General features: G+C 61.5%; 19 protein-coding genes and 3 pseudogenes. 10 read left to right on the top strand and 12 right to left on the bottom strand.

From position 1 onward, the window contains the following. Positions 1-347: 347 nt before the first annotated feature. Positions 348-893 carry a hypothetical protein gene (locus BcanWU425_RS14355; protein ID WP_204511726.1) on the top strand — a complete coding sequence of 182 codons (546 nt, stop codon included), beginning with the start codon at positions 348-350 and terminating at the stop codon, positions 891-893. A gap of 232 nt (positions 894-1,125) precedes the next feature. Here the strand turns inward: BcanWU425_RS14355 and BcanWU425_RS14350 are convergent, their stop codons facing one another. From BcanWU425_RS14350 to BcanWU425_RS14330, 5 genes and pseudogenes are all read right to left on the bottom strand, one after another. Continuing rightward, the gene (locus BcanWU425_RS14350) at positions 1,126-1,410 is read right to left on the bottom strand and encodes a hypothetical protein (protein WP_231190557.1); all 285 of its coding nucleotides are present in this window, start codon (positions 1,408-1,410) and stop codon (positions 1,126-1,128) included. Positions 1,411-1,506: 96 nt separating this feature from the next. Further along, positions 1,507-1,770 (bottom strand): GlsB/YeaQ/YmgE family stress response membrane protein, encoded by a 264-nt coding sequence (locus tag BcanWU425_RS14345; protein ID WP_204511727.1) that lies wholly within the window; start codon positions 1,768-1,770, stop codon positions 1,507-1,509. A gap of 24 nt (positions 1,771-1,794) precedes the next feature. Continuing rightward, positions 1,795-2,253 (bottom strand): YidB family protein, encoded by a 459-nt coding sequence (locus BcanWU425_RS14340; protein ID WP_231190556.1) that lies wholly within the window; start codon positions 2,251-2,253, stop codon positions 1,795-1,797. A gap of 76 nt (positions 2,254-2,329) precedes the next feature. Then, a complete protein-coding gene (locus tag BcanWU425_RS14335; protein WP_204511729.1) occupies positions 2,330-2,950 on the bottom strand; it encodes a general stress protein in 621 nt (206 codons plus the stop codon). 30 nt (positions 2,951-2,980) lie between these two features. Next, positions 2,981-3,300, bottom strand: a pseudogene (locus BcanWU425_RS14330) (hypothetical protein). Between the two features lie 397 nt (positions 3,301-3,697). On the opposite strand from BcanWU425_RS14330, the gene BcanWU425_RS14325 reads away from it, so the two are divergent. Beyond that, positions 3,698-3,883, top strand: a complete 186-nt coding sequence (locus BcanWU425_RS14325; protein WP_106946902.1) for a DUF3606 domain-containing protein — start codon at positions 3,698-3,700, stop codon at positions 3,881-3,883. A 35-nt stretch (positions 3,884-3,918) separates the two neighbouring features. Here BcanWU425_RS14325 and BcanWU425_RS14320 read toward each other — a convergent pair whose 3' ends face one another. Next, a complete protein-coding gene (locus BcanWU425_RS14320; protein WP_204511730.1) occupies positions 3,919-4,818 on the bottom strand; it encodes a 3'-5' exonuclease in 900 nt (299 codons plus the stop codon). Between the two features lie 293 nt (positions 4,819-5,111). On the opposite strand from BcanWU425_RS14320, the gene BcanWU425_RS14315 reads away from it, so the two are divergent. Continuing rightward, positions 5,112-5,714, top strand: coding sequence for a hypothetical protein (locus BcanWU425_RS14315; RefSeq protein ID WP_204511731.1), 603 nt, complete (start codon positions 5,112-5,114; stop codon positions 5,712-5,714). Between the two features lie 564 nt (positions 5,715-6,278). Here the strand turns inward: BcanWU425_RS14315 and BcanWU425_RS14310 are convergent. Then, positions 6,279-6,490 (bottom strand): annotated as a pseudogene (locus BcanWU425_RS14310) (hypothetical protein). Between the two features lie 580 nt (positions 6,491-7,070). On the opposite strand from BcanWU425_RS14310, the pseudogene BcanWU425_RS14305 reads away from it, so the two are divergent. Continuing rightward, positions 7,071-7,272 (top strand): annotated as a pseudogene (locus tag BcanWU425_RS14305) (hypothetical protein). A gap of 201 nt (positions 7,273-7,473) precedes the next feature. On the opposite strand, the gene BcanWU425_RS14300 reads toward BcanWU425_RS14305, so the two are convergent. Continuing rightward, positions 7,474-8,538, bottom strand: a complete 1,065-nt coding sequence (locus tag BcanWU425_RS14300; RefSeq protein WP_204511732.1) for a class I SAM-dependent methyltransferase — start codon at positions 8,536-8,538, stop codon at positions 7,474-7,476. A 206-nt stretch (positions 8,539-8,744) separates the two neighbouring features. Here BcanWU425_RS14300 and BcanWU425_RS14295 point away from each other — a divergent pair, with 206 nt between their 5' ends. Both BcanWU425_RS14295 and BcanWU425_RS14290 read left to right on the top strand, forming a co-directional pair. After that, positions 8,745-9,338, top strand: a complete 594-nt coding sequence (locus BcanWU425_RS14295; protein WP_204511733.1) for a TetR/AcrR family transcriptional regulator — start codon at positions 8,745-8,747, stop codon at positions 9,336-9,338. 9 nt (positions 9,339-9,347) lie between these two features. Next, entirely contained in the window at positions 9,348-11,459 is a 2,112-nt protein-coding gene (locus tag BcanWU425_RS14290; RefSeq protein ID WP_204511734.1) for an alpha/beta fold hydrolase, read from the top strand. A gap of 384 nt (positions 11,460-11,843) precedes the next feature. On the opposite strand, the gene BcanWU425_RS14285 is transcribed toward BcanWU425_RS14290, so the two are convergent. Beyond that, positions 11,844-12,026, bottom strand: a complete 183-nt coding sequence (locus BcanWU425_RS14285) for a hypothetical protein (RefSeq protein WP_027568297.1) — start codon at positions 12,024-12,026, stop codon at positions 11,844-11,846. 242 nt (positions 12,027-12,268) lie between these two features. Here BcanWU425_RS14285 and BcanWU425_RS14280 point away from each other — a divergent pair, with 242 nt between their 5' ends. From BcanWU425_RS14280 to BcanWU425_RS14270, 3 genes are all read left to right on the top strand, one after another. Next, positions 12,269-12,688 (top strand): CopG family transcriptional regulator, encoded by a 420-nt coding sequence (locus BcanWU425_RS14280; RefSeq protein WP_204511735.1) that lies wholly within the window; start codon positions 12,269-12,271, stop codon positions 12,686-12,688. A gap of 4 nt (positions 12,689-12,692) precedes the next feature. Next, positions 12,693-13,892, top strand: coding sequence for an extracellular catalytic domain type 1 short-chain-length polyhydroxyalkanoate depolymerase (locus BcanWU425_RS14275; RefSeq protein WP_204511736.1), 1,200 nt, complete (start codon positions 12,693-12,695; stop codon positions 13,890-13,892). Between the two features lie 449 nt (positions 13,893-14,341). After that, the gene (locus tag BcanWU425_RS14270; protein WP_204511737.1) at positions 14,342-15,532 is read left to right on the top strand and encodes a cytochrome P450; all 1,191 of its coding nucleotides are present in this window, start codon (positions 14,342-14,344) and stop codon (positions 15,530-15,532) included. A gap of 333 nt (positions 15,533-15,865) precedes the next feature. Here the strand turns inward: BcanWU425_RS14270 and BcanWU425_RS14265 are convergent, their stop codons facing one another. The 3 genes from BcanWU425_RS14265 to BcanWU425_RS14255 form a co-directional block, all read right to left on the bottom strand. After that, the gene (locus tag BcanWU425_RS14265) at positions 15,866-16,198 is read right to left on the bottom strand and encodes a hypothetical protein (RefSeq protein WP_204511738.1); all 333 of its coding nucleotides are present in this window, start codon (positions 16,196-16,198) and stop codon (positions 15,866-15,868) included. A gap of 424 nt (positions 16,199-16,622) precedes the next feature. Continuing rightward, positions 16,623-16,988, bottom strand: coding sequence for an RNA polymerase-binding protein DksA (dksA, locus tag BcanWU425_RS14260; protein ID WP_008554760.1), 366 nt, complete (start codon positions 16,986-16,988; stop codon positions 16,623-16,625). 215 nt (positions 16,989-17,203) lie between these two features. Beyond that, positions 17,204-17,815, bottom strand: a complete 612-nt coding sequence (locus tag BcanWU425_RS14255) for an NAD(P)-dependent oxidoreductase (RefSeq protein WP_204511739.1) — start codon at positions 17,813-17,815, stop codon at positions 17,204-17,206. A 147-nt stretch (positions 17,816-17,962) separates the two neighbouring features. Between BcanWU425_RS14255 and BcanWU425_RS14250 the strand changes: the two genes are divergently transcribed. Beyond that, positions 17,963-18,334: a winged helix-turn-helix transcriptional regulator gene (locus BcanWU425_RS14250; protein WP_026233175.1), complete on the top strand. Its 372-nt coding sequence runs from the start codon at positions 17,963-17,965 to the stop codon at positions 18,332-18,334. Positions 18,335-18,337: the final 3 nt, after the last annotated feature.

Genomic DNA, 18,337 nt, shown 5'->3' with positions numbered 1-18,337 from the left:
GACGGTCGAGAGACCTCTCCAGCCTCTGGGCTGCCCGGAAGTCTTCAAGGTGCTGCGCATTCGGGCCGTAAGCGGCCTCTTTCTTGAGAAGATTATAGATCCGCCCGGCCAGCAGCTGCAGATGCTTCATCCTGCCGTGCGGCATGGATCGGGCCTTGCATAGAGCTCGGACAGCGTAAGCCCGAAAGTAGTCGAAAGCGTCTGACATAATGTCGATAACGCTCGGTCTCCCCTATGGTTCGGTTACTGGCCTGGCCCTGCTGGAAGGGCGCCCCAAAGCATCGGCTCGACCCAACGCCTAGGAACGAAACGCAGCAGCGTGGCTTCTTCGCTAAAGGAGTCGCGCAATGAAACGCTTTGGCATTGCAGTTGTCTTAGCTCTCGTCATCCCTTGTGCAGCATTTGCGCAAGGTGGGGGTGGCGGAGGCGGCGGCGGTGGTGCCGGCGGATCTGCCGGTGGAAGCGCTGGCGGTGCGTCGTCGTCTGCAGGTGCAGGGGGTTCGACTGCAGCATCTCCGTCTGGTACAGGAGGCGCAGGCGCCGCGAACTCGGGCGGGACGGCAAGCCCGTCGGCTACTGTCCCGAATGCAAATACCAATCCAACCACCGGCACCACCAATGCGATAACCGGTATCGCCAATGGTACTCCTGCTCCTCAATCCGGGCTCAATCAGGGAGCGGTCAATGGAAACAGCGCGAATGCCGCAAGCCCCGGCACCAATGCTGCCGGAACCGCAGCTTCATCCGGAACGCCTGCTGCCAATAACCAAGGGGCCGCCGCGGGCGGCATCGGTCGGCCGACGACGACTGATCAACACGATAGTGACGCCAAGATCGATCAGGAGAACAGCAAAGTCGACCAGACCGTGAAAAAGATATGCAAAAATTGCTAAAGTTTGGACGACAGAGGTGATGGGCCGCAGAACCTTCGGCGTCAGGCGCGGCAAAGCGAGGAGGCCCCAGGCCTGTTCGGGTGCATTAAGGGGTCTAACCCAAAAGGGTCAGCTTCCATCCACTCGCGCGCTGGCACACTAAGCCGGAGCTCAGCCTACCGACGGCGGTGAAAAGTGATGCGAAGCAGCAGCAACATTGGTTCGCGACCGCCCGGCTCCGAACGGTCAGACCTCACGTTTTCGGACTTGGCTGCGGCGCGGGCGCGGCTTGAGGAGGTGTCGGATTGCTCTGCTGCTGAGGCGGCGTGGGTCGCCGCTGGCATGAGGAACGCGCGTACCGATATTGCTGAGCAGCCGTTTGGCCTGAAGGTCGCGCCTTTGAGTATTCGCGCCGTCGCTCGATGTTGGCTGCGGCCCATCGGTCCCAGGCCTCGAAAGCGTCCGTTCGCATCTGCTCCTCGGCGGCAAGGCAATCGGCGAACTTGTCGAAAACCAGGTTGGTGTTGACCGGGGTCATGCCTCCTACCAGGGACAACGAGCATCCATTTCATCGTGCCGATCGCCTTTCGCGCCGGGCGAATTCTCCGCTAACGCGAAGAGTTCCGTTCGTTGGTTAGATGGCCCGGCGGCTGCGACCGGCCACAAAACCGTAGACGAGAAGCACGATGATGGCGCCTACCACTGCCCCCACTAGTCCTGCGCCTTCTCCGGGCCGATACCAGCCCAGTGATTGGCCAAGATAGGTCGCAACGAACGCACCCACTATCCCCAGGATCGCAGTTAGGATGAAACCCGAGGGCTCGTTGTCGCCAGGCATGATGAACTTCGCGATAACGCCTGCGATGAAACCGATGATGATCGTCCAGATGATGCTCATGTCTCTCCCTCGATCGCTGTGGTGTTATCCCGCCGATTGCGCCGGGAGACGTCCGTCAGGCGTGTACTTGTCCACGGCCGTCGGAAGTTCGCGCGACAATCGGTCGAGGATCTCCTGCTGAGACAGGCCGGTCTGCTGCTCCAGTTTTTGAAGAACGTCCGGACCGATAGCCTGCTGGAGCTCGGGCGGAGTGACTTCGCGGTTTGGCCCCTGATTGATCCAGGATTGAGCCGCGTCGCCCTGTCCGTTCTGCTTGAAGTGCTCGAGCAACTCGCCGATCCCGCCATTCAGCAGCGAACCGACGCCACCGCCTCCCACAAGGCCACCAAGATTGCCGAGCATGCCGCTCAGGGAATCCTTGGCACCCGCCGGCTGACCGGAGGTGGCATTGCGAAACATGTCGGCGAGCTTGTCCCGATTTTGATAACCGGCGATTGCGAGCATACCCAAGAGGGCGGTCATCGATGGCATTCCGCGGCTCATTTTCGGCTCCTGAGTTCGATAATGGGTAATCCTGCGCAAGAAATGGCGGCCCGCCTGGTGTGCGGGCCGCGGTTATTCATCGCATTCGGGTGCCGTAGAGTTGGCGTTCTCTGCGGACCTCCTCCGCCCCGTAAGGTTTGGCGGAGGGATCGTAGCTCTTCCACCCGGCCTTCTGCCAGGCAGCGCTTCGGTCGCGCAGATTGACGGCGGACTGGTTCAGGATCGCTTCGTATCGCGCGCGGTCCGCATCCGGCACACGAGCCGAAACCAGCGTGCCGCCGCGCCTCACACCTTCGGCGTAGAGTGGTGCTTCCTCGTCGGATACGCCAGCCTGCGTCAACGCCCCGACGACTCCGCCCGTCGCGCCGCCGGCAACGGCTCCGAGCGCGGTGGACGCGAGCCATCCGGCCGCCACTACCGGACCGAGGCCGGGGATAGCCAACAAACCAAGGCCCGCGAGCAAGCCGGCCGCGCCACCAAGACCTGCGCCGAGGCCCGCTCCCGTAGCCGCGCCTTCCGCCCGATCGTCAACCCCATCGCGATCGCGATCGACCTTCTTGTCGGTGCTGTACCAGTTGTCCGAATTGTTCGCGACGATGCTCAAATCCGAATGCGGCACGCCCGCAGACTCCAGGCTCGTTACCGCGCGTTGCGCATCGGAATAGTTGTCGTAGAGACGTGAAATCGTTACGGTCATCTTGAATCCCTCTCAATTTTGGTGCGCAGGTTATTTCGCCGCATTCACGTTGCCTGGAAATCCAGGCTCACATTGGATGAAGCGCCGCCTTTACTGGCCTTTCCGCGCCAAACGCCGTTGTCATCCTTCTTCAGCGATGTGACGTTCGTGTAGCCCGCGTCCTCGATCTTGGATTTGGCCTGGCCCTCGGTGAAGCTGTTGGCGCCTGCAACCGGCTTGCTGGAATTGTTCTGGCCAGAACTGTTGACCGCATTATTGTTGGGCCGATCGGCAGCCGGCGGCTTTTGCGCAAACGACGGGCCGGCGAGTAGCGAGGCCGCCGTCAGCAGAAGAAGAAATTTATTGTTCATGTCGTCCTCCAATAGTGGCACGGCACAACAGGTGCTGGTCCGAGAAGTTCCAAGTTTGCCCGGTCCCGTCGGCTTGGGTGGAGGGGTCCTCAGGGCAACTACAAGATGGCAGCTGGCGCCGTCGCGTACTGCGCGAGGTCTGCGTCCTCGCCTCATGATGCCGAACAGTGCTGCCTCTTGACGACATCATTCGTTTGGTTCGGCTTGGCGCGACCACTCTTGGAAAGCATCGAAGCAGCCGCGACAGGAGGGGCTAGATACACCTGTCGAGTTACGCCGATGCAGGCCGGTCCATCCCGGTTGCCGCCCGCCGTCGCGCTCGGATAGAGGGACCGTTCCGGAACCTGCGAATCCTTACAACGTTGCATTGCCATTAGATTCGCAGAAGGAGGACTTGATGGCAGCCGCGAAGAAGAAGACTGCGCGAGGACGTAAGCAGGACCGGGCGCGCGTCGCGGGCGGGCAGAAGCACGAAGTCGGCTATGAGGCGAAGAAGACCGGACGGTCCGCGCCCGCGGTCAAGAAGGCGGTCAAGAAAGTAGGCAATTCCCGTAAGCGGGTCGAGAAGCGTCTCGGGCGCTGATGCGCAGGCGGCGGCTTCTTCCCGAGCTGCCGACCTCAGATCCGGCTGGAGAAGCGCGTGAAAGCGGTCAGCGTCTGCAGCCGCGGCTCCACGTCGCGGAGATAGATCTCTGACCGGAGAAATGCGAGCTCCGCGTCGAGCGCGGACTCGCAGACGTCGACATACCAGGACTTTGGCCGACCGTCCGTGCCGTCGCTCCAGCGATAGCCGCGCCGCTTCAGCGAATCCTTGAGTTCGAACGGCGACTGTTCGGCCCAGATCCGGATGGTCTTCTGTCGTGCGGTCTCGAGCAGGACGGCGAGCGCGGGCGCGCCGGTCGTTGGTAGGTCGAAGTCCAAGATCTCGAGCAGCGCGTGACAGTCGTCAACCGCGCGGTGCGCCTGGTGAAAATAGCCGGCGCCATTCAGAAGGTAGCCGAGCTTCGCTCCATCGAAGCCGTGCTGCCGCCACTGGACCTCGGTCGCGGAACATGCCCACGCCTTGCGCTCGAAGACGGGCCAGTAGCGTTCGGAAAACTTCCGATCGAATCCACTGTTGTGCGCGATGACCAGGACCACGGAATCATCGACGAAGGCGTTCACGGCGGCCTCGTCGATGCTGTGGCCGGCCACCATTTCGTCGGTGATGCCGGTAAGCGCCGTGATCTCGGCCGGGATCGGCTTGGACGGCTCATTGAAGGCGGAGAACGTGTCCCTGACATCAATGATGCGCCCGTCCGGCGTGTAGGCGAACTTGACCATGCCGAGCTCGATGACTTCGTCTTTGCGGTGGTCGAGGCCGGTGGTTTCGGTGTCGAGCAGGATGCCGATTCTCGTTTCCTGTCCGGAGGCCGGCATCGACCTTGGCCGTGGTACCAGGCGCCGCAGCACCCGGTAGTCGCTCGATCGGCCTAGTACCTCGGCCATCGCGGCCAGATCCGATGCGTCTTGAAACATCTCTTCTCGTGGTGAGCCGTTGAGGTAGTCCCGTCAGGCCCCACAATATCGGGACCGCTCGGCGTGAGATATCTGAAAGACAAGCAATTCACGAGCTTTTCGGGAGTGTCGGTGCAGTTGAGTCGTCTTGCAGGGGCGCTCGCGCAGCGGCTGCCGAGCGCGAGCGCTACGAATGTGGCGCAGCCAGGCCCCTGCCAAGGCGCCACCGCTGAGCCATCTTCGCCGCTTGTTTAGCGCTGAAGGCTGGTCGAACTACGGCTCGTTAACGCTGTGACGTGTAGGTTTGAGGGGCCATGCAATACACAGACGGTTCTTTCGCCGATGTGAAGTCCATCAGTCAGCAGGCCATGTGCCGGTTTTGGGCACGCACGGCCGGCAATCTGCGCTTCCCTTCTCTAGATCAGTTCAGGCCGGAAGCGCGGCTGCATGACCCAAAACAACTGATCATCTGGAGTGTTGAGCGCCGGGCAGACGGGCACACGTTTCGAGCGCTTTACCAAGGCGCCAGCGTAGGAGAGGTCTTCAATTCGAGCTGGGCCGGAAAATCGATGGAAGAGGTTCTGCCACCGGCGTTGAAGGAGTTCGGTCTAGCTGCCGCCGAACAATGCGTGTCCAGCGGCTGCGCCATCTACAACGTGTTTTCGACCTACAACAGCGGGGGCCATACGATCGATTGTGAGCGCTTGCTCCTGCCTTTGGGACGAGCGGACCGGGTCGAGCAAATGGTTGGCTCGCTTCAACTGATCAGCATGGCGGGATCGTTCAACCGCGAGACCGTCATCCGACACTTCGAATGGAAAACGGACGTATCCTGCGCAATCGCATCTACGCTTCAGGCGGTCTGCGGCAATCATGACATTGACGAGCGAGGAGCGGGAGCGCATCGCACTTCTTAGGATGCGGGGCTAAGGAATGGGGCACATCGGGCGGGGTATCGGACGGCTACACAGTCCCGGCGTATGGTGCCGACCCCGGATTGCTACGGTCCCACTGGTGCGTGATCGTTTACGATCTGCAGCTATATTTGGGTACATGGAATCCTCGTACGACTCCGAGCGCGAGGCCGTCGCGGCAATGAAGCTTGCCGCCGAAGCCGATGGGCTAGAACGGCAGAGATGGATCACCGCCGCCCTGGCGTGGTCGGAGCTCACGCGCCTACGCGGGAAAGCCGAGGACAACCTGCCGGAAGGTTGCCCTACGCGGTAGCTCGTTCCCGTGCAAAGGGGGGCGCCTCTCCACACCCCGTCCAAGCCGCTAGGATTGCGTTCAGGGGGAAACGCGATGCCGCACCCGCTCACGGCATCAAATCCTCGCAGGTGAGGCCAGGACCACCGGCTGGGTAGCCGAGCTTGGTCCTGGGGAAGCGTCCGTCGGCAGATCCCTTCGCGCACTGCAGGACGGCCGCCAGGCTCTATCGAGTGCGCGGTGCGGCACCATCAAGAACGACACGGGTGTGGGCGTCACGCCTCGCCGGGCCCAGAGAAAGTCGCTGCAGGCGGCGTCATGCGAGGCGTCGGCAGCGGCCGCGGGTCGGTCCGGATACCGAGGGCTGACCGCCCCTGCTGTCATACCGTTTGGCGAGATCTAGGAGACGACGCCGGGTGAACGGATCGGCTTCCTCCGCCATACCTCGGACCCTTTCGGCCAGACCTCGGTAGAACTCCTGCTCCATGACACACCCCTCAACATCACTGCCCAGAGTTGAGTGCTGTGCCGCGACGGAGTCAAGACGGCGCGCAACAGTGCGTGAACCCGACCTAATTTTTATCGGCCAGCTTGAGCTCGCGATCTCGGCTGAATTAGAGTGCCATCGCAGGGGAAAACAGATGGCCATGCTCCATCCGGTCCGGAAGGCGTGCCCGGGGTGCGGCAAGCCGATGAAAGCTGTGTCCGACGAAGCTTCGGAACGGCGACCGCGGTACGTGTGCACCAATTGCAACGATGACCCGCTACACGACCCGGATGCCCGCAAGTGGGCGGATGGCCCGCTGCGGCCTCCGGAGCCCTAGGTCCTTCGCTGCGCGCGGACTTTACCTCAGGCAGTGGAACGGGCTCGGCCGGATGCCGTTGGTGTGGCGGGTCCGCGCGAATGCACGGCCTGCGTGGCTCCGCCCTGTAGCCCCCCAGCCCCCCAAATGGCGGTGCCACGCTCAATTCGCAGTCATTCCGCAGATTTCTTCGTTGGCCGCAACTTGCGTGTCCCCGGCCGGGCGGTTTCAGGCAGAATGCTGCTTTCGCTGGGGAGACCTCCAATGTTGGATACTGAAACCACCGCGCTTTTGCGCGCGGTCCTCCACGAGGTGTGCGAAAGCGTGTCACGCTACGAGAGCTCTGCCCGCACCCACGTGGCCTTCCATGATCCTCGAAGCTGCCAGCAAGGGCGAGACGTCGGTTGACGGGCTGAAGCAGATCGGCAGGAGCGCACTTCGCCAGGCCCCGATAGTGCGGAATTGATCTGCTCTGAAGCGGAGCAGCGCGGCCAGAGCTGCGCGGCTCTACTAAGGTGCGTACGCATTCAGCGGCTTTGCCGTCAGCATCTGCCCAAGAGCGGATCGCCTCCGAGCTCGCAGACGGACCGGAAGCTGACCAACTTAGCAACAGAAAGGACGGATCAAGGAATTCGGGCGGCGCGCCTGCAAGATGCCGGCCACGTTTTCATGGCCTCGCTTCCAGCACCATATTGAAGGGACCCTGTGTGGCGCGACGGACCTGACGGAAGCCACCTTCCTTCAGCACCTCAGTGAGCTTTGCCTCTCCAGCCTGCGCGCCGAGTGCTTCGCCGACTTCTTGGGCCATCGAGGTCGGTACGCAAATCATCGTCGATGCATTATAGTAGAGACGGCTGACCGGATTGCCGACATTGTCGACCGGATCATCCGCGGCAATCGGCTCTACGATCATCCAGGAACCACCGGGCTTAAGCAGGGCCCGCACATGCCTTGCGCAGCCGCGGGGATCACCCATGTCGTGCAGGCAGTCGAACATGGTGACGAGATCGAAGTCTCGCTCAGCGATGTCCTTGGCGCGCGCGGTCACGAAGCGGACGCGGTCGGCGAGACCGTGCGCCATGGCGTGTGCGTTGGCCTGCTCAATGGACGGCGCATGGAAATCGTAGCCGACGAATATGCTCTGCGGGAACGCCTTCGCCATCAGCAAGGTTGAAAAGCCGACCCCGCATCCGATGTCAGCTACCTTGATACCCTCGGAGAGCTTCTTGGGCATGCCGTCCAGCGCCGGTAGCCAAGACTGCACGATGTTGTTGACATAACCCGGACGAAAGAAGGAGCCAACAGCACAGAACAGGCAGCCGGAGCTTTCACCCCAAGCAACGCCGTTCCCGTTTCTGAATGCGGATTCGACCATCGGTCGCCCTTCCACCATCGCGGCCGCAAGGTCGAAAGCGCCTTCCAAGTAGACGGGACTGTCCTTTACGGCAAAGATCATTGCCTGTTCAGGTGTCAGGCTGAACCGCTGGTCTGTCTTGTCGAGGGTGATGTAGCCGTTCGCGGCCTGTGCAAAGGCCCATTCACGGACGCACCTTTCGGTCAGGCCGGTTCGCTGTGCGAGTTCAGAAGCAGTCGCGGGGCCGTCGCGGTGCAATGCGTCGAACAGGCCGAGACGGAAGCCGATCCCAGCGGTCGGCACACTAAAGGCCCCGCCCAAGTCCCCCAGCATCTTTCCGACGAGGGCGCCAAGTCTGTCATTGTCTACTGCGCGCATGACTCAGTCCTTCTCTGGCTTTCGAGTTGAACAACAGTCAGATCTAAAATTCGGTCGGTCGGCCGAATTATGCGCGCGATGATGCGCGGAGTCAAGCAGGCCGTCTCTTGTTGACTGTGACCACGGCGCGCCCGATATTCGGCCGATCGACCGAATATCACATGCTGTAGTCAAGGAAGCTGGGGACACGGATGCCGCGAAACGGCGTGAAGGCAGACACCAGGACGGTAGTGCTGGAGTCGGCAAAGAAGGTGCTTAGGCAAAAAGGATACGCCAAGCTGTCCACCCGCGATGTTGCTGCGGCGGCTGGTGTCCCACTCAGCCAGATCCATTATCATTTCGGTTCCAAACAAGGGATGATGCTGGCGCTGTTCGAGTACCTCAACTCGCAGCTGCTCGACCGCCAGAACGCACTGTTTCGAGATTCCGCGCTAAAGCTGTCCGAGCAGTGGGACCGTGCCTGCGACTATCTCGACGAGGACATAGCCTCGGGATACGTTCGCGTGCTGCAGGAGCTAATGGCTGCCAGCTGGGGTGACGGCCCCGTGGCAAAAGTGGTCCAGGCCGGCATCATGGGCTGGATCAAGCTAATCACAGACCTCGCCCGCCGCGCCGAGCGCGAATTCGGTGGTCTCGGCCCCTTCACGGCCGAGGAGGTCGCCGCGTTGGTCGCCCACGCCTTTATCGGCGCGGAGAGCCACTACCTGCTCGGACTGGAAAAGAAAGGCGTTCCTGTCCGGCCGGCTCTTCGGCGCTTTGGAGATCTTATTCGGATCGTCGAGAGCGCTCACCGAAAATGAGGTGCTGACATGCGCGCCAAGCTTCCAGCTTTCGAAGGAATAGTTGAACGTAACGGTGTGAAGCTTCACTACGATATCTACGGTAGCGGCCCGGAAACTATCATCTTCGTGCCACCGTGGAGCATCGTTCATTCCCGGGTTTACAAAGCGCAATTGCCCTGGTTCAGCGAGCGCTTCCGCTGCGTCACTTATGACAGCCGAGGCAATGGCCGATCCGATCGGCCGGACGAAGTGGCGGCCTATACGCTGGACAACTACGTCGCAGATGCACTTGCCGTCATGGATGCGGCACGAGCTGGCACTGCCATTCTTGTCGGCCTCTCGCTCGGCGGGATGATCGCATCTGTGATCGCGGCTCACCATGCGGAACGCGTCAAGGCCGCGATCCTGGTCGGTACATCGGCCAGCGTAGGGCCCGCCTATCCTTACATGACGCCGGACCACTTTCAGGCCAGGCGCGCAGAGTTCAAGGACTGGGACAAATACAACAACGCCTACTGGCTCTCGAACTATCAGGATTTCGCGGCTTACTTCGTCGGCTCCATCTTCTCCGAGCCACATTCGACTAAGCAAATCGAGGATGCCGTTGGCTGGGCCAGCGAGACTACGGGATCCATCCTCGCCAGGACGGTGAACGCGCGGACGATACCGCCGGCCTTTGATGCGAGCGAGGCCATGTATCGCAAAATCAGCTGCCCGGTCCTGATGATCCATGGCAACGACGATCGAATCCAGCCACATGCGCGAGCTCAAATCGTGGCCGACCTGACAGGTGCGGAGTTAACGACCATCAAGGGAGGAGGCCACAATCCACTCGGTCGCTTTCCGGCGAAGTGCAACACCCTGATTGCAGAATTTCTCCAGCGCCGGCTCGGCCTGAGTGCCCGACCTAAACGGCCTCCTGTGCGAACAGGACCAGGGCCGAAGCGCGTCCTCTACCTATCCTCCCCTATCGGGCTCGGCCACGCCCGGCGGGACATCGCCATCACGCGGGAGTTGCGTAACGTGCTTCCTGATCTGCAGGTCGACTGGCTGGCACAGGATCCGGTCACCCGGTTGCTCGAAGCGAGTGGCGAGACCGTTCATCCGCTCAGCGGTCGCCTGGCCAGTGAAACCCGCCATATCGAAATGGAATCCGGCGAACATGAACTGCATGCCTTTCAAGCGATTCGCCGAATGGACGAAGTGCTGATCGCCAACTTCATGACACTTCAGGATGCCGTCGAGGAGTTGCGTTATGACCTCGTGATCGCCGACGAGGCGTGGGACATCGATCACTACTGGCACGAGCATCCCGAACTGAAACGGGCACCGCTGGTGTGGTTCACTGACTTCGTCGGGTTCGTTCCGATGCCCTCAGGTGGCGAACACGAGGCATTCCTGACAACCGACTACAATGCCGAGATGATCGAGCATGTCGAACGGCATCCCGGCGTGCGTGATCGCGCGATCTTTGTCGGAAACGCGGACGACGTCATTCCTCGGTCGTTCGGTAGGGATCTTCCCGAAATGCCGAACTGGGTGCCTAAGCACTTCGAGTTCGCGGGTTACATTCTCGGTGAACACCCGCAGACATTCGGGCCGCGCTCCGAGCTTCGACGACGGCTCGGCTACCGAGACGGGGAGCGCGTCTGCATCGTCACGGTGGGCGGTTCAGGCGTCGGTGCGCCGCTCATCCGGCGCGTTTTGGAGAGTTATCCGCTGGTACGGTCCAGGATACCGGAGTTGCGCATGATCGTGATCGCCGGTCCCCGGATTGATCCGGCGACATTGAGCGCTCCGGCCGGCGTTGAAGTTCGATCATTCGTGGCCGATCTTGACCGACATCTCGCAGCCTGCGACCTGGCCATCGTGCAGGGCGGACTTACGACATGCATGGAGCTGACAGCGGCCGGCACCCCCTTCATCTATTTCCCGCTGCAGAATCATTTCGAGCAGACCTACCATGTGGCATATCGACTGGATCGCTATAGCGCCGGCCGGCGTATGAACTATGCGGACTCAACCCCCGAGATGATTGCTGAAGCGACTATCCGAGCTCTGACCGAGCCGACGTTCTCTAAACCGGTCGAAAGCGGCGGCGCAGCACGCGCGGCGCACATGCTTGCGGAACTGCTCTGATGCCGCGGCCGGCCGCAGTGTCGATCCGTGCTTGAAGCTGCTGTAGGTCAGGCCGAACTACTAGTTCGTGTTGCCGGCCACATGGCGGCGCGACCGCTCCGCATCGAGCGAGAAATCGACACAGATGTTCGCCCCTGCCTTCGGACAATCTGGAACGGATGTTCGATTGGTCGGTATGAGAGTTCTCTACGAAAGCAGCAACAGTGACGTCTGGGCGCTGACGCGAGATCCGCGGACGAATACGCCCGTCGTGAAGCACCAGCCCAAGGGGGCCAAGCCTCCTATACGGATATCGGCCAATTCCTGCGTAGTAGCGCCGGGGTCCAGAGCGCCAGCAATTGCTGAAGCTGATCGACACGCTGCTGGAGGACTGAGAGAAGGCGCTCAGGCCGACCATTTGTCCTCCTCACGGCGCGCTTCGTCGTCGTTGATGCGCTCGGCCAGGTCGGCAGCGGTTTCATGATCCTCCGTAGTGGCGATGGGCTCGCCATCTTGCTTCTTGATCTTTTGTCCTTCGGCGGTCACCGGAAAATCATCGGGCGCTAATCGCTTCTTGGAAGTGGACATGTGTCTTCCTCCTGTAGCCGCGATGATAGCACGCCGCCCAATGAGCCCTCAGTTGTTTCAGAAGGTTAGATCTGACGGCCGGACGAAGGGTCCGTCCTACCCTGGGAACGTTCGCGAAACGGCAGCGGATCCGGTCCCGAAAGCGCGGCGGGAGATGTTTGCCTGCCGCCTTGAATCTATCCCGTGAATGTCTATTTACCATCCGTGCGCCATCCGGTTGGATGGAAAAATGGATGTAACCGATGACCAACAATGTACGCGAACTGCGACCCCGGACCCCGGATACGGAGAAGATCACAGTCAACCTGGGCTATGTGGACCTCGGCCAGGTCGATCTCATGGTGCAGGAAGGGTTTTATTCGAACCGCACCGATTTCATCCGGACGGCGATCCGCAACCAGCTCGAGCGGCACGCGGATGTGGTCAAGCAATCGACGGCCCGTAAAAGTCTGGACCTGGGGCTGCGTAATTATGCCCGCGTCGATCTCGAGAGGGCGCGGCGCGACGGCGAGATGCTGCACATCAACGTCCTCGGCCTGGCGACCATCGATCAAGACGTCACGCCCGAGCTGGCCCGCGCCACAATCGCCTCGGTTTCGGTGCTCGGCGCCCTTCATGCCAGCCCCGCGGTCAAGGCCGCTCTCGCCGACCGAACGAGGTGAAACGATGCTGAATCCAGACATGGTCCGCGAAGCGACTCGCCTCACACGTGCCGGCCAACTGGTCGAAGCCACTGCACTACTGCAGCGAATGCTGCGCGGCCATGGCGGCCCCGCAGCGACAAGGGGAAATGCTGTGCCTGTCGAGCGTGCGAGACTCGAGCCGCCGACACTCGAACTGAAGGCCAATGTCGTCGAGCAGAGGGAGAGCGGGCCGTCCACGCAAGCCAGGCCTGCCAATCGACACAAAGGCCCCCCGCCCTTCGCCGGCATTAAAGATCTTTCCGGTTTCGGCATGCCAGGTCCAGTCGGGCGCGCTCCACTGTCCAAGGCGGATATTGCACCGGACGGCACAAGGTTCGTCGCTGCCACCTTCAGCAACGCGGCGGGAAGTCGGACCTACAAGCTGTTCATCCCCAGCCGCATTGATGGAGGACCGCGTCCCCTCATCGTCATGCTTCATGGCTGCACCCAGTCACCGGACGATTTCGCCGCCGGCACCCGGATGAATTTTCTGGCGGACGAGCGGAATTGCTTCGTTGTCTATCCGGAGCAGCCACGCGGAGCCAACCATGCGAAATGCTGGAACTGGTTTCGCACCGGGGACCAGCGGCGGGATGGCGGGGAGCCTTCGCTGATCGCCGGCATTACCCGCCAGATCATGCGGGAGCATCCTATCGATCCCAAGCGCGTCTACGTCGCAGGCCTGTCGGCGGGCGGGGCCGCCGCGGCCATTATGGGTGCGACGTATCCCGACCTATACGCCGCCGTCGGCGTTCACTCCGGGTTGGCCTGCGGGGCTGCCAGCGACCTTCCGTCCGCACTGGCCGCTATGCGGCACGGCAGCGCTGGACCGATCGGGACGGCTGGCGTGCCGGTGCCCACCATCGTCTTCCATGGCGATCACGATACCACGGTGCATCCGAGCAATGCTGTCCGGATTCTCCGGGGGCCGGGCGGAGATGCGAGCCTGAGGACGAAGATTCTTCGCGGGCAAGTACCTGAGGGGCACGCATATACCCGCACCATCCTCACCGATGGAGGTGGCTTGGACATGTCCGAGCACTGGAGCGTCCACGGGGCCGCCCATGCCTGGTCGGGAGGTAGTCCTGCCGGGTCCTACACGGATCCGCGCGGGCCGGACGCGACCAGGGAGATGCTGCGTTTCTTCCTCGAGCATTCGCTGGCAAGCTTCACGCGGAGATAGGGCGCTGCCTGAATTCACAATCGCCGCATCCGGTTTGACTGAACGCGACGGAGCAACCCGCCGGTGGGGGTAGTCGGTCCTCGACCGGTCCGGAGAAAATGGAACCCGCCGGTGTGCTGCGCGGAAGCGGCAGTGGTCGTTCGGTTCACCTCGCCGGCTCCGCAGCGACGTGCTCAGAAACGATCGCGCATTGCAAACAGGACGGATCCAGGCATCCAGACGCGGATTTGGGGTGTGCGCAGACACCCGATCGCCGAAGCGCTCCTTTAGCGGAGGAAGCACAGTGTCACAGCTTAGGTGCCTCTCGCCTCTTGAAATCGCCTCAGCACTTCTGCCTCTTTCGATAGAAAACCCTATCGATTGCCGTTGTCCGTGAACGAATCCGTGCTGATGATAGTTTAGCCCATTGCGCTTCCCTACCTCGGCTCATACTAGGGAGTGGACGACGGATGACCTACGTGACAGACCGCTCGAGCCCCTTGGACGAGACGATCACCATCGCGGACCTCATTCGCGATCCCTATCCGATCTACAAGCGCTTGAGGCGCCAAGCGCCCGTGTTGCGGGTCGCATCAGTGGGCCGCACGTTTCTCACCAAGGCCGCTGACACTAGGTACGTCAAAGACAATCCAACCTTGTTCAGCTCCAATGATCCGAACACGCCCATGAAGCGCGCCTTTCTTGCGCATACGCTGATGCGGAAGGACCACGAGGAGCACCGGAGCGAACGCATGGCTATGATGCCCGCCTTGATGCCGAAGACAATTGAATCTGTCTGGGCGGCGCTATATGCGGACCTCGCGGAGAGGTATCTCGACCGTTTGCCGCGCGGCGACGTTGTTGATCTGTTTCCAGCGCTCGCGGGGCCCCTTGCTGCACGGATTCTGGCGCATGCGATGGGCGTTCCGGATGCGAGCGATGAGGACATGCAGCGGTGGTCGCAGATGCTGATTGACGGTGCCGGCAATTTCGGCTGGACGCCCGGCCCCTTCCAAGCAACCGACATTGCCAACGCGGAGATGGATAGATGCATCCGGGCCAATGCCGAACGGGTGCGAGCCGAGCCGGACTCCTCCGCCCTTTCCTTCATGGTGAATGCAAAGAAACCGATTCCGGAAAGCCAGATGATCGCCAACGTGAAAATCGCGATTGGCGGCGGCATCAACGAGCCGCGCGACGCTCTGCTGACGGTCCTCTACGGCCTTTTGACCAACCTCGATCAGCTTGAGGCCGTGCGCGCAGAGGGCAAATGGCGCGCAGCCTTCGAGGAAGGAATCCGATGGGTGGCGCCGATCCAGGCCAGTTCACGGCTTGTAATGGAGGACACGGAAATTCGCGACTACTTCATCCCGAAGGGCGAAACCGTTATGACAATCCAGGCCTCCGCCAACCGGGACGAGGAGGTCTTCCAAGACGGTGAAAACTATAACGCCCTTCGCGAACCCAACCCTCACCAGGCGTTTGGGAATGGCCCGCATCATTGCGCGGGCGCGCACCTTTCGCGGCGAACTGTGGGGGACGTCCTCCTACCGCTGCTGTTCGATCGCTTCCCTAAAATGACCTTGCCTGATCCAGTGAGTGTGCGTTGGCACGGATTCGGTTTCCGCGGCCCGCTCAATCTGCCGGTTCTGCTGCAGTAGCCTCCGAGCCGCCTGCAGCCGCATTCGACACAGATAAAGCCGACAAAGCTCTTAGTGGGACACTTCGCCGGGTTTTGTCAGAAGATAGATAGATGGCTCCCGGGCAAGCTCCCGAGCTAACTCGCGGGACCGCTAGGTACCAATTGGAGCCCGCGCAGCACGAAGTTCGAGATCAGCGGCCTCCAATTACGCCGCCCGAAATAGCTGAACGTGTTCGGCATACGTAGTAATCGATCTAGGGAAATCGCGGTCTCCTGAAGCGCGACGGCAGCGCCGGGGCAAGAGCCGGGAGCCATCACCAAATCTCAGGAGGCTGTCTAGAGCTTTACTCGCTTATAGATCGCCGCCCCCCGGCCTCTGAACGGAAAGCCCGCCGACAGATTGCATTAACCGGCGCGGCCAGTCCGGATTAGAGATGAAGAGACGACCAAAGGCGACGGCGTCTCCGATGCCGTCTTCGATCTCGGCCTGAGCTCGGGCGGGATCGAAATCGGAGTTGAGAATTACCGGTCCCTTGCAGGCGGGACGGATCTGGGCCGCGAGCGGATCAAGATAGCCGACGCCGAGACATTGTCGTGTATCGGCATCGCACATCTGGAATTGCGCGAGCCGCCGCGCGATGGCACTTGCAGCAATGAACAGTGCAAGTGGGTCGCTGTCGCGCACTCCCTGCGTCTCCCCGTTCGGCGAGCCGCTCTACGACGAAGCGGGCATGCCGCGGTTCTTCAAGTTCAGGAGCTATTGGACCATCTGACAGACGGACGGGTGCCAACCGAAGGATTGGTCCCCTTGATTAAGGAACTGAGAGGGTCGAATTCCAGGGCAACTGGTACTGAAGATCGACGTCCCGCAGCTGTTGATGGTCCCATCGATTTCCCTGCTCGCGCGCGCGACGTAATTCATTCTTAGCAAAACGTTCTTTTGCGCGCGCCGAAGCGAGCGCGAGTGAGAGCGTTTTTCTGCCCGCACGCCGACTGTCGGTTGTAGATGTGCCTTGGCACCAACCGACTCGTTCTTATTGCGCCTCCGACTCGTTCTTTCGGTGGCGGCATATCAAAAAACAAAGAGCCGCATCGCTGCGGCTCGGACTCTATTCGTCGCGATAGACCTTCTCGCGTTTCTCGTGGCGCTCCTGCGCCTCCACCGAAAGCGTCGCGATGGGACGGGCCTCGAGCCGCTTTAACGAGATCGGCTCGCCGGTGTCCTCGCAATAGCCGTAGGTGTTGTCCTCGATACGCTGGAGCGCGGCGTCGATCTTGGCGATCAACTTGCGCTGGCGGTCGCGGGCACGGAGTTCGATGGCGCGATCGGTTTCGGACGATGCCCGATCGGCGAGATCGGGGTGGTTCACATTCTCCTCCTGCAGGGCTTGCAGGGTGAGCTTGGACTCTTTGAGGATCTCATCCTTCCAGGCGAGGAGCTTCAGGCGGAAGTACTCCTTCTGCCTGTCGTTCATGAAAGGCTCTTTTTCGGTCGGTCGGTAGTTTTTCAACTTTTCCAAGGGCGGCCTATCTGTCTAAGCAACGACTCGTACACGGAACGGGGTCCGCTGAGCGGGGCGTTATATAGCGGCCTCCTGTGACAGACAATGTTTCCCTGATCGCCCGACCGGCGCCCCCAAGCCCTTGCACAGGAAGGTTTATCCTGGAGGGCCCGGGAGCGGCCGACGGCCTAGTAGCCGACTGTGAAACGCTGGCTCTCATGGGCCGGCCGCTCGATCTCGTCGGCGAGCGCGATGGCGTAATCCGCGAAGGTGATCCAGCTCTTTCCGTTCGCATCTGCGAGAAGCTGATCCGTCCCAAGCCGGAATTTGCCGGTGCGCTCTCCCTCGATGAACAGGGCCGACGGCGAGATGAAGGTCCAGTTCAGCTCCTTTTCCTGCCGCAGCAGGTCGAGAAAGGCTGAACCCGCCTCCGCCTCAGCCTTGTACTGAGCCGGAAAACCGGGAGTTGTCACCAGCTTGACGCCCGGAGCGACCTCCAGACTGCCGGCCCCGCCGACGACGAGGTAACGGCCGACCTTGGAGTCCTTGGCCGCGCCGATCAGCTTGAGCGCGTCGCTGGCCAGGAAGTGCACGGAACTCACGGCGACGTCGTGCCCGGCCCACAACTTGGCAAGGGCTGGCTGGTCGAGCACATCCCCCTTGGTCGGCGTGACGTTCGGCAGGACCGCGATCTTCTCCGGGTTGCGGGCGATGGCCGTAACCGCGTGGCCGCGGCGGGACAGTTCCTTGGTGATCTCCGACCCGGCCCGGCCCGAGGCGCCGGCAACTGCGATTTTCATGAAGGGCTCCTTTGCTCGTAGTAACCAACGGTGACTAAATATCGCAAAGAGCGCTGGTGTTAAGAGAGCACTTTGTGCTTACCTGATTACACCGGAGTAACCGGCGGCGGCCGGCAAATCAGCGGAATGGATCGTGAGGACCCTACGATGAAGCCAGACGTCTATGCAGCGAACTGCCCCACGCGACAGATCCTCGACCGCGTCGGTGACAAATGGGCGGTACTGATCCTGCTGCTGCTGCGCGAGGATCCGATGCGCTTCAATCAATTGCGCCGCACGATCGAAGGCATTTCGCAGAAGATGCTGAGCCAGGTTCTCAAGTCGCTCGAGCGCGACGGATTGATCAAGCGTCACGCCATCGCAACCGTGCCGGTGACCGTGGAATATTCGATCACGCAGCTCGGCGTGACGCTCGCCGCCGCCGTCGATCCGCTGCGCGATTGGGCCGAACAGAATCTGAAAGACGTGCTCGCCGCCCAGCGCCGCTATGACGCGCAGTTGAAGGATGAAGCGGCGTAAGCC

The organism is Bradyrhizobium sp. WU425 (assembly GCF_021052305.1).
In the GTDB taxonomy this organism is placed as follows: domain Bacteria; phylum Pseudomonadota; class Alphaproteobacteria; order Rhizobiales; family Xanthobacteraceae; genus Bradyrhizobium; species Bradyrhizobium canariense_D.
This window is presented reverse-complemented; position numbering and strand designations above follow the sequence as displayed.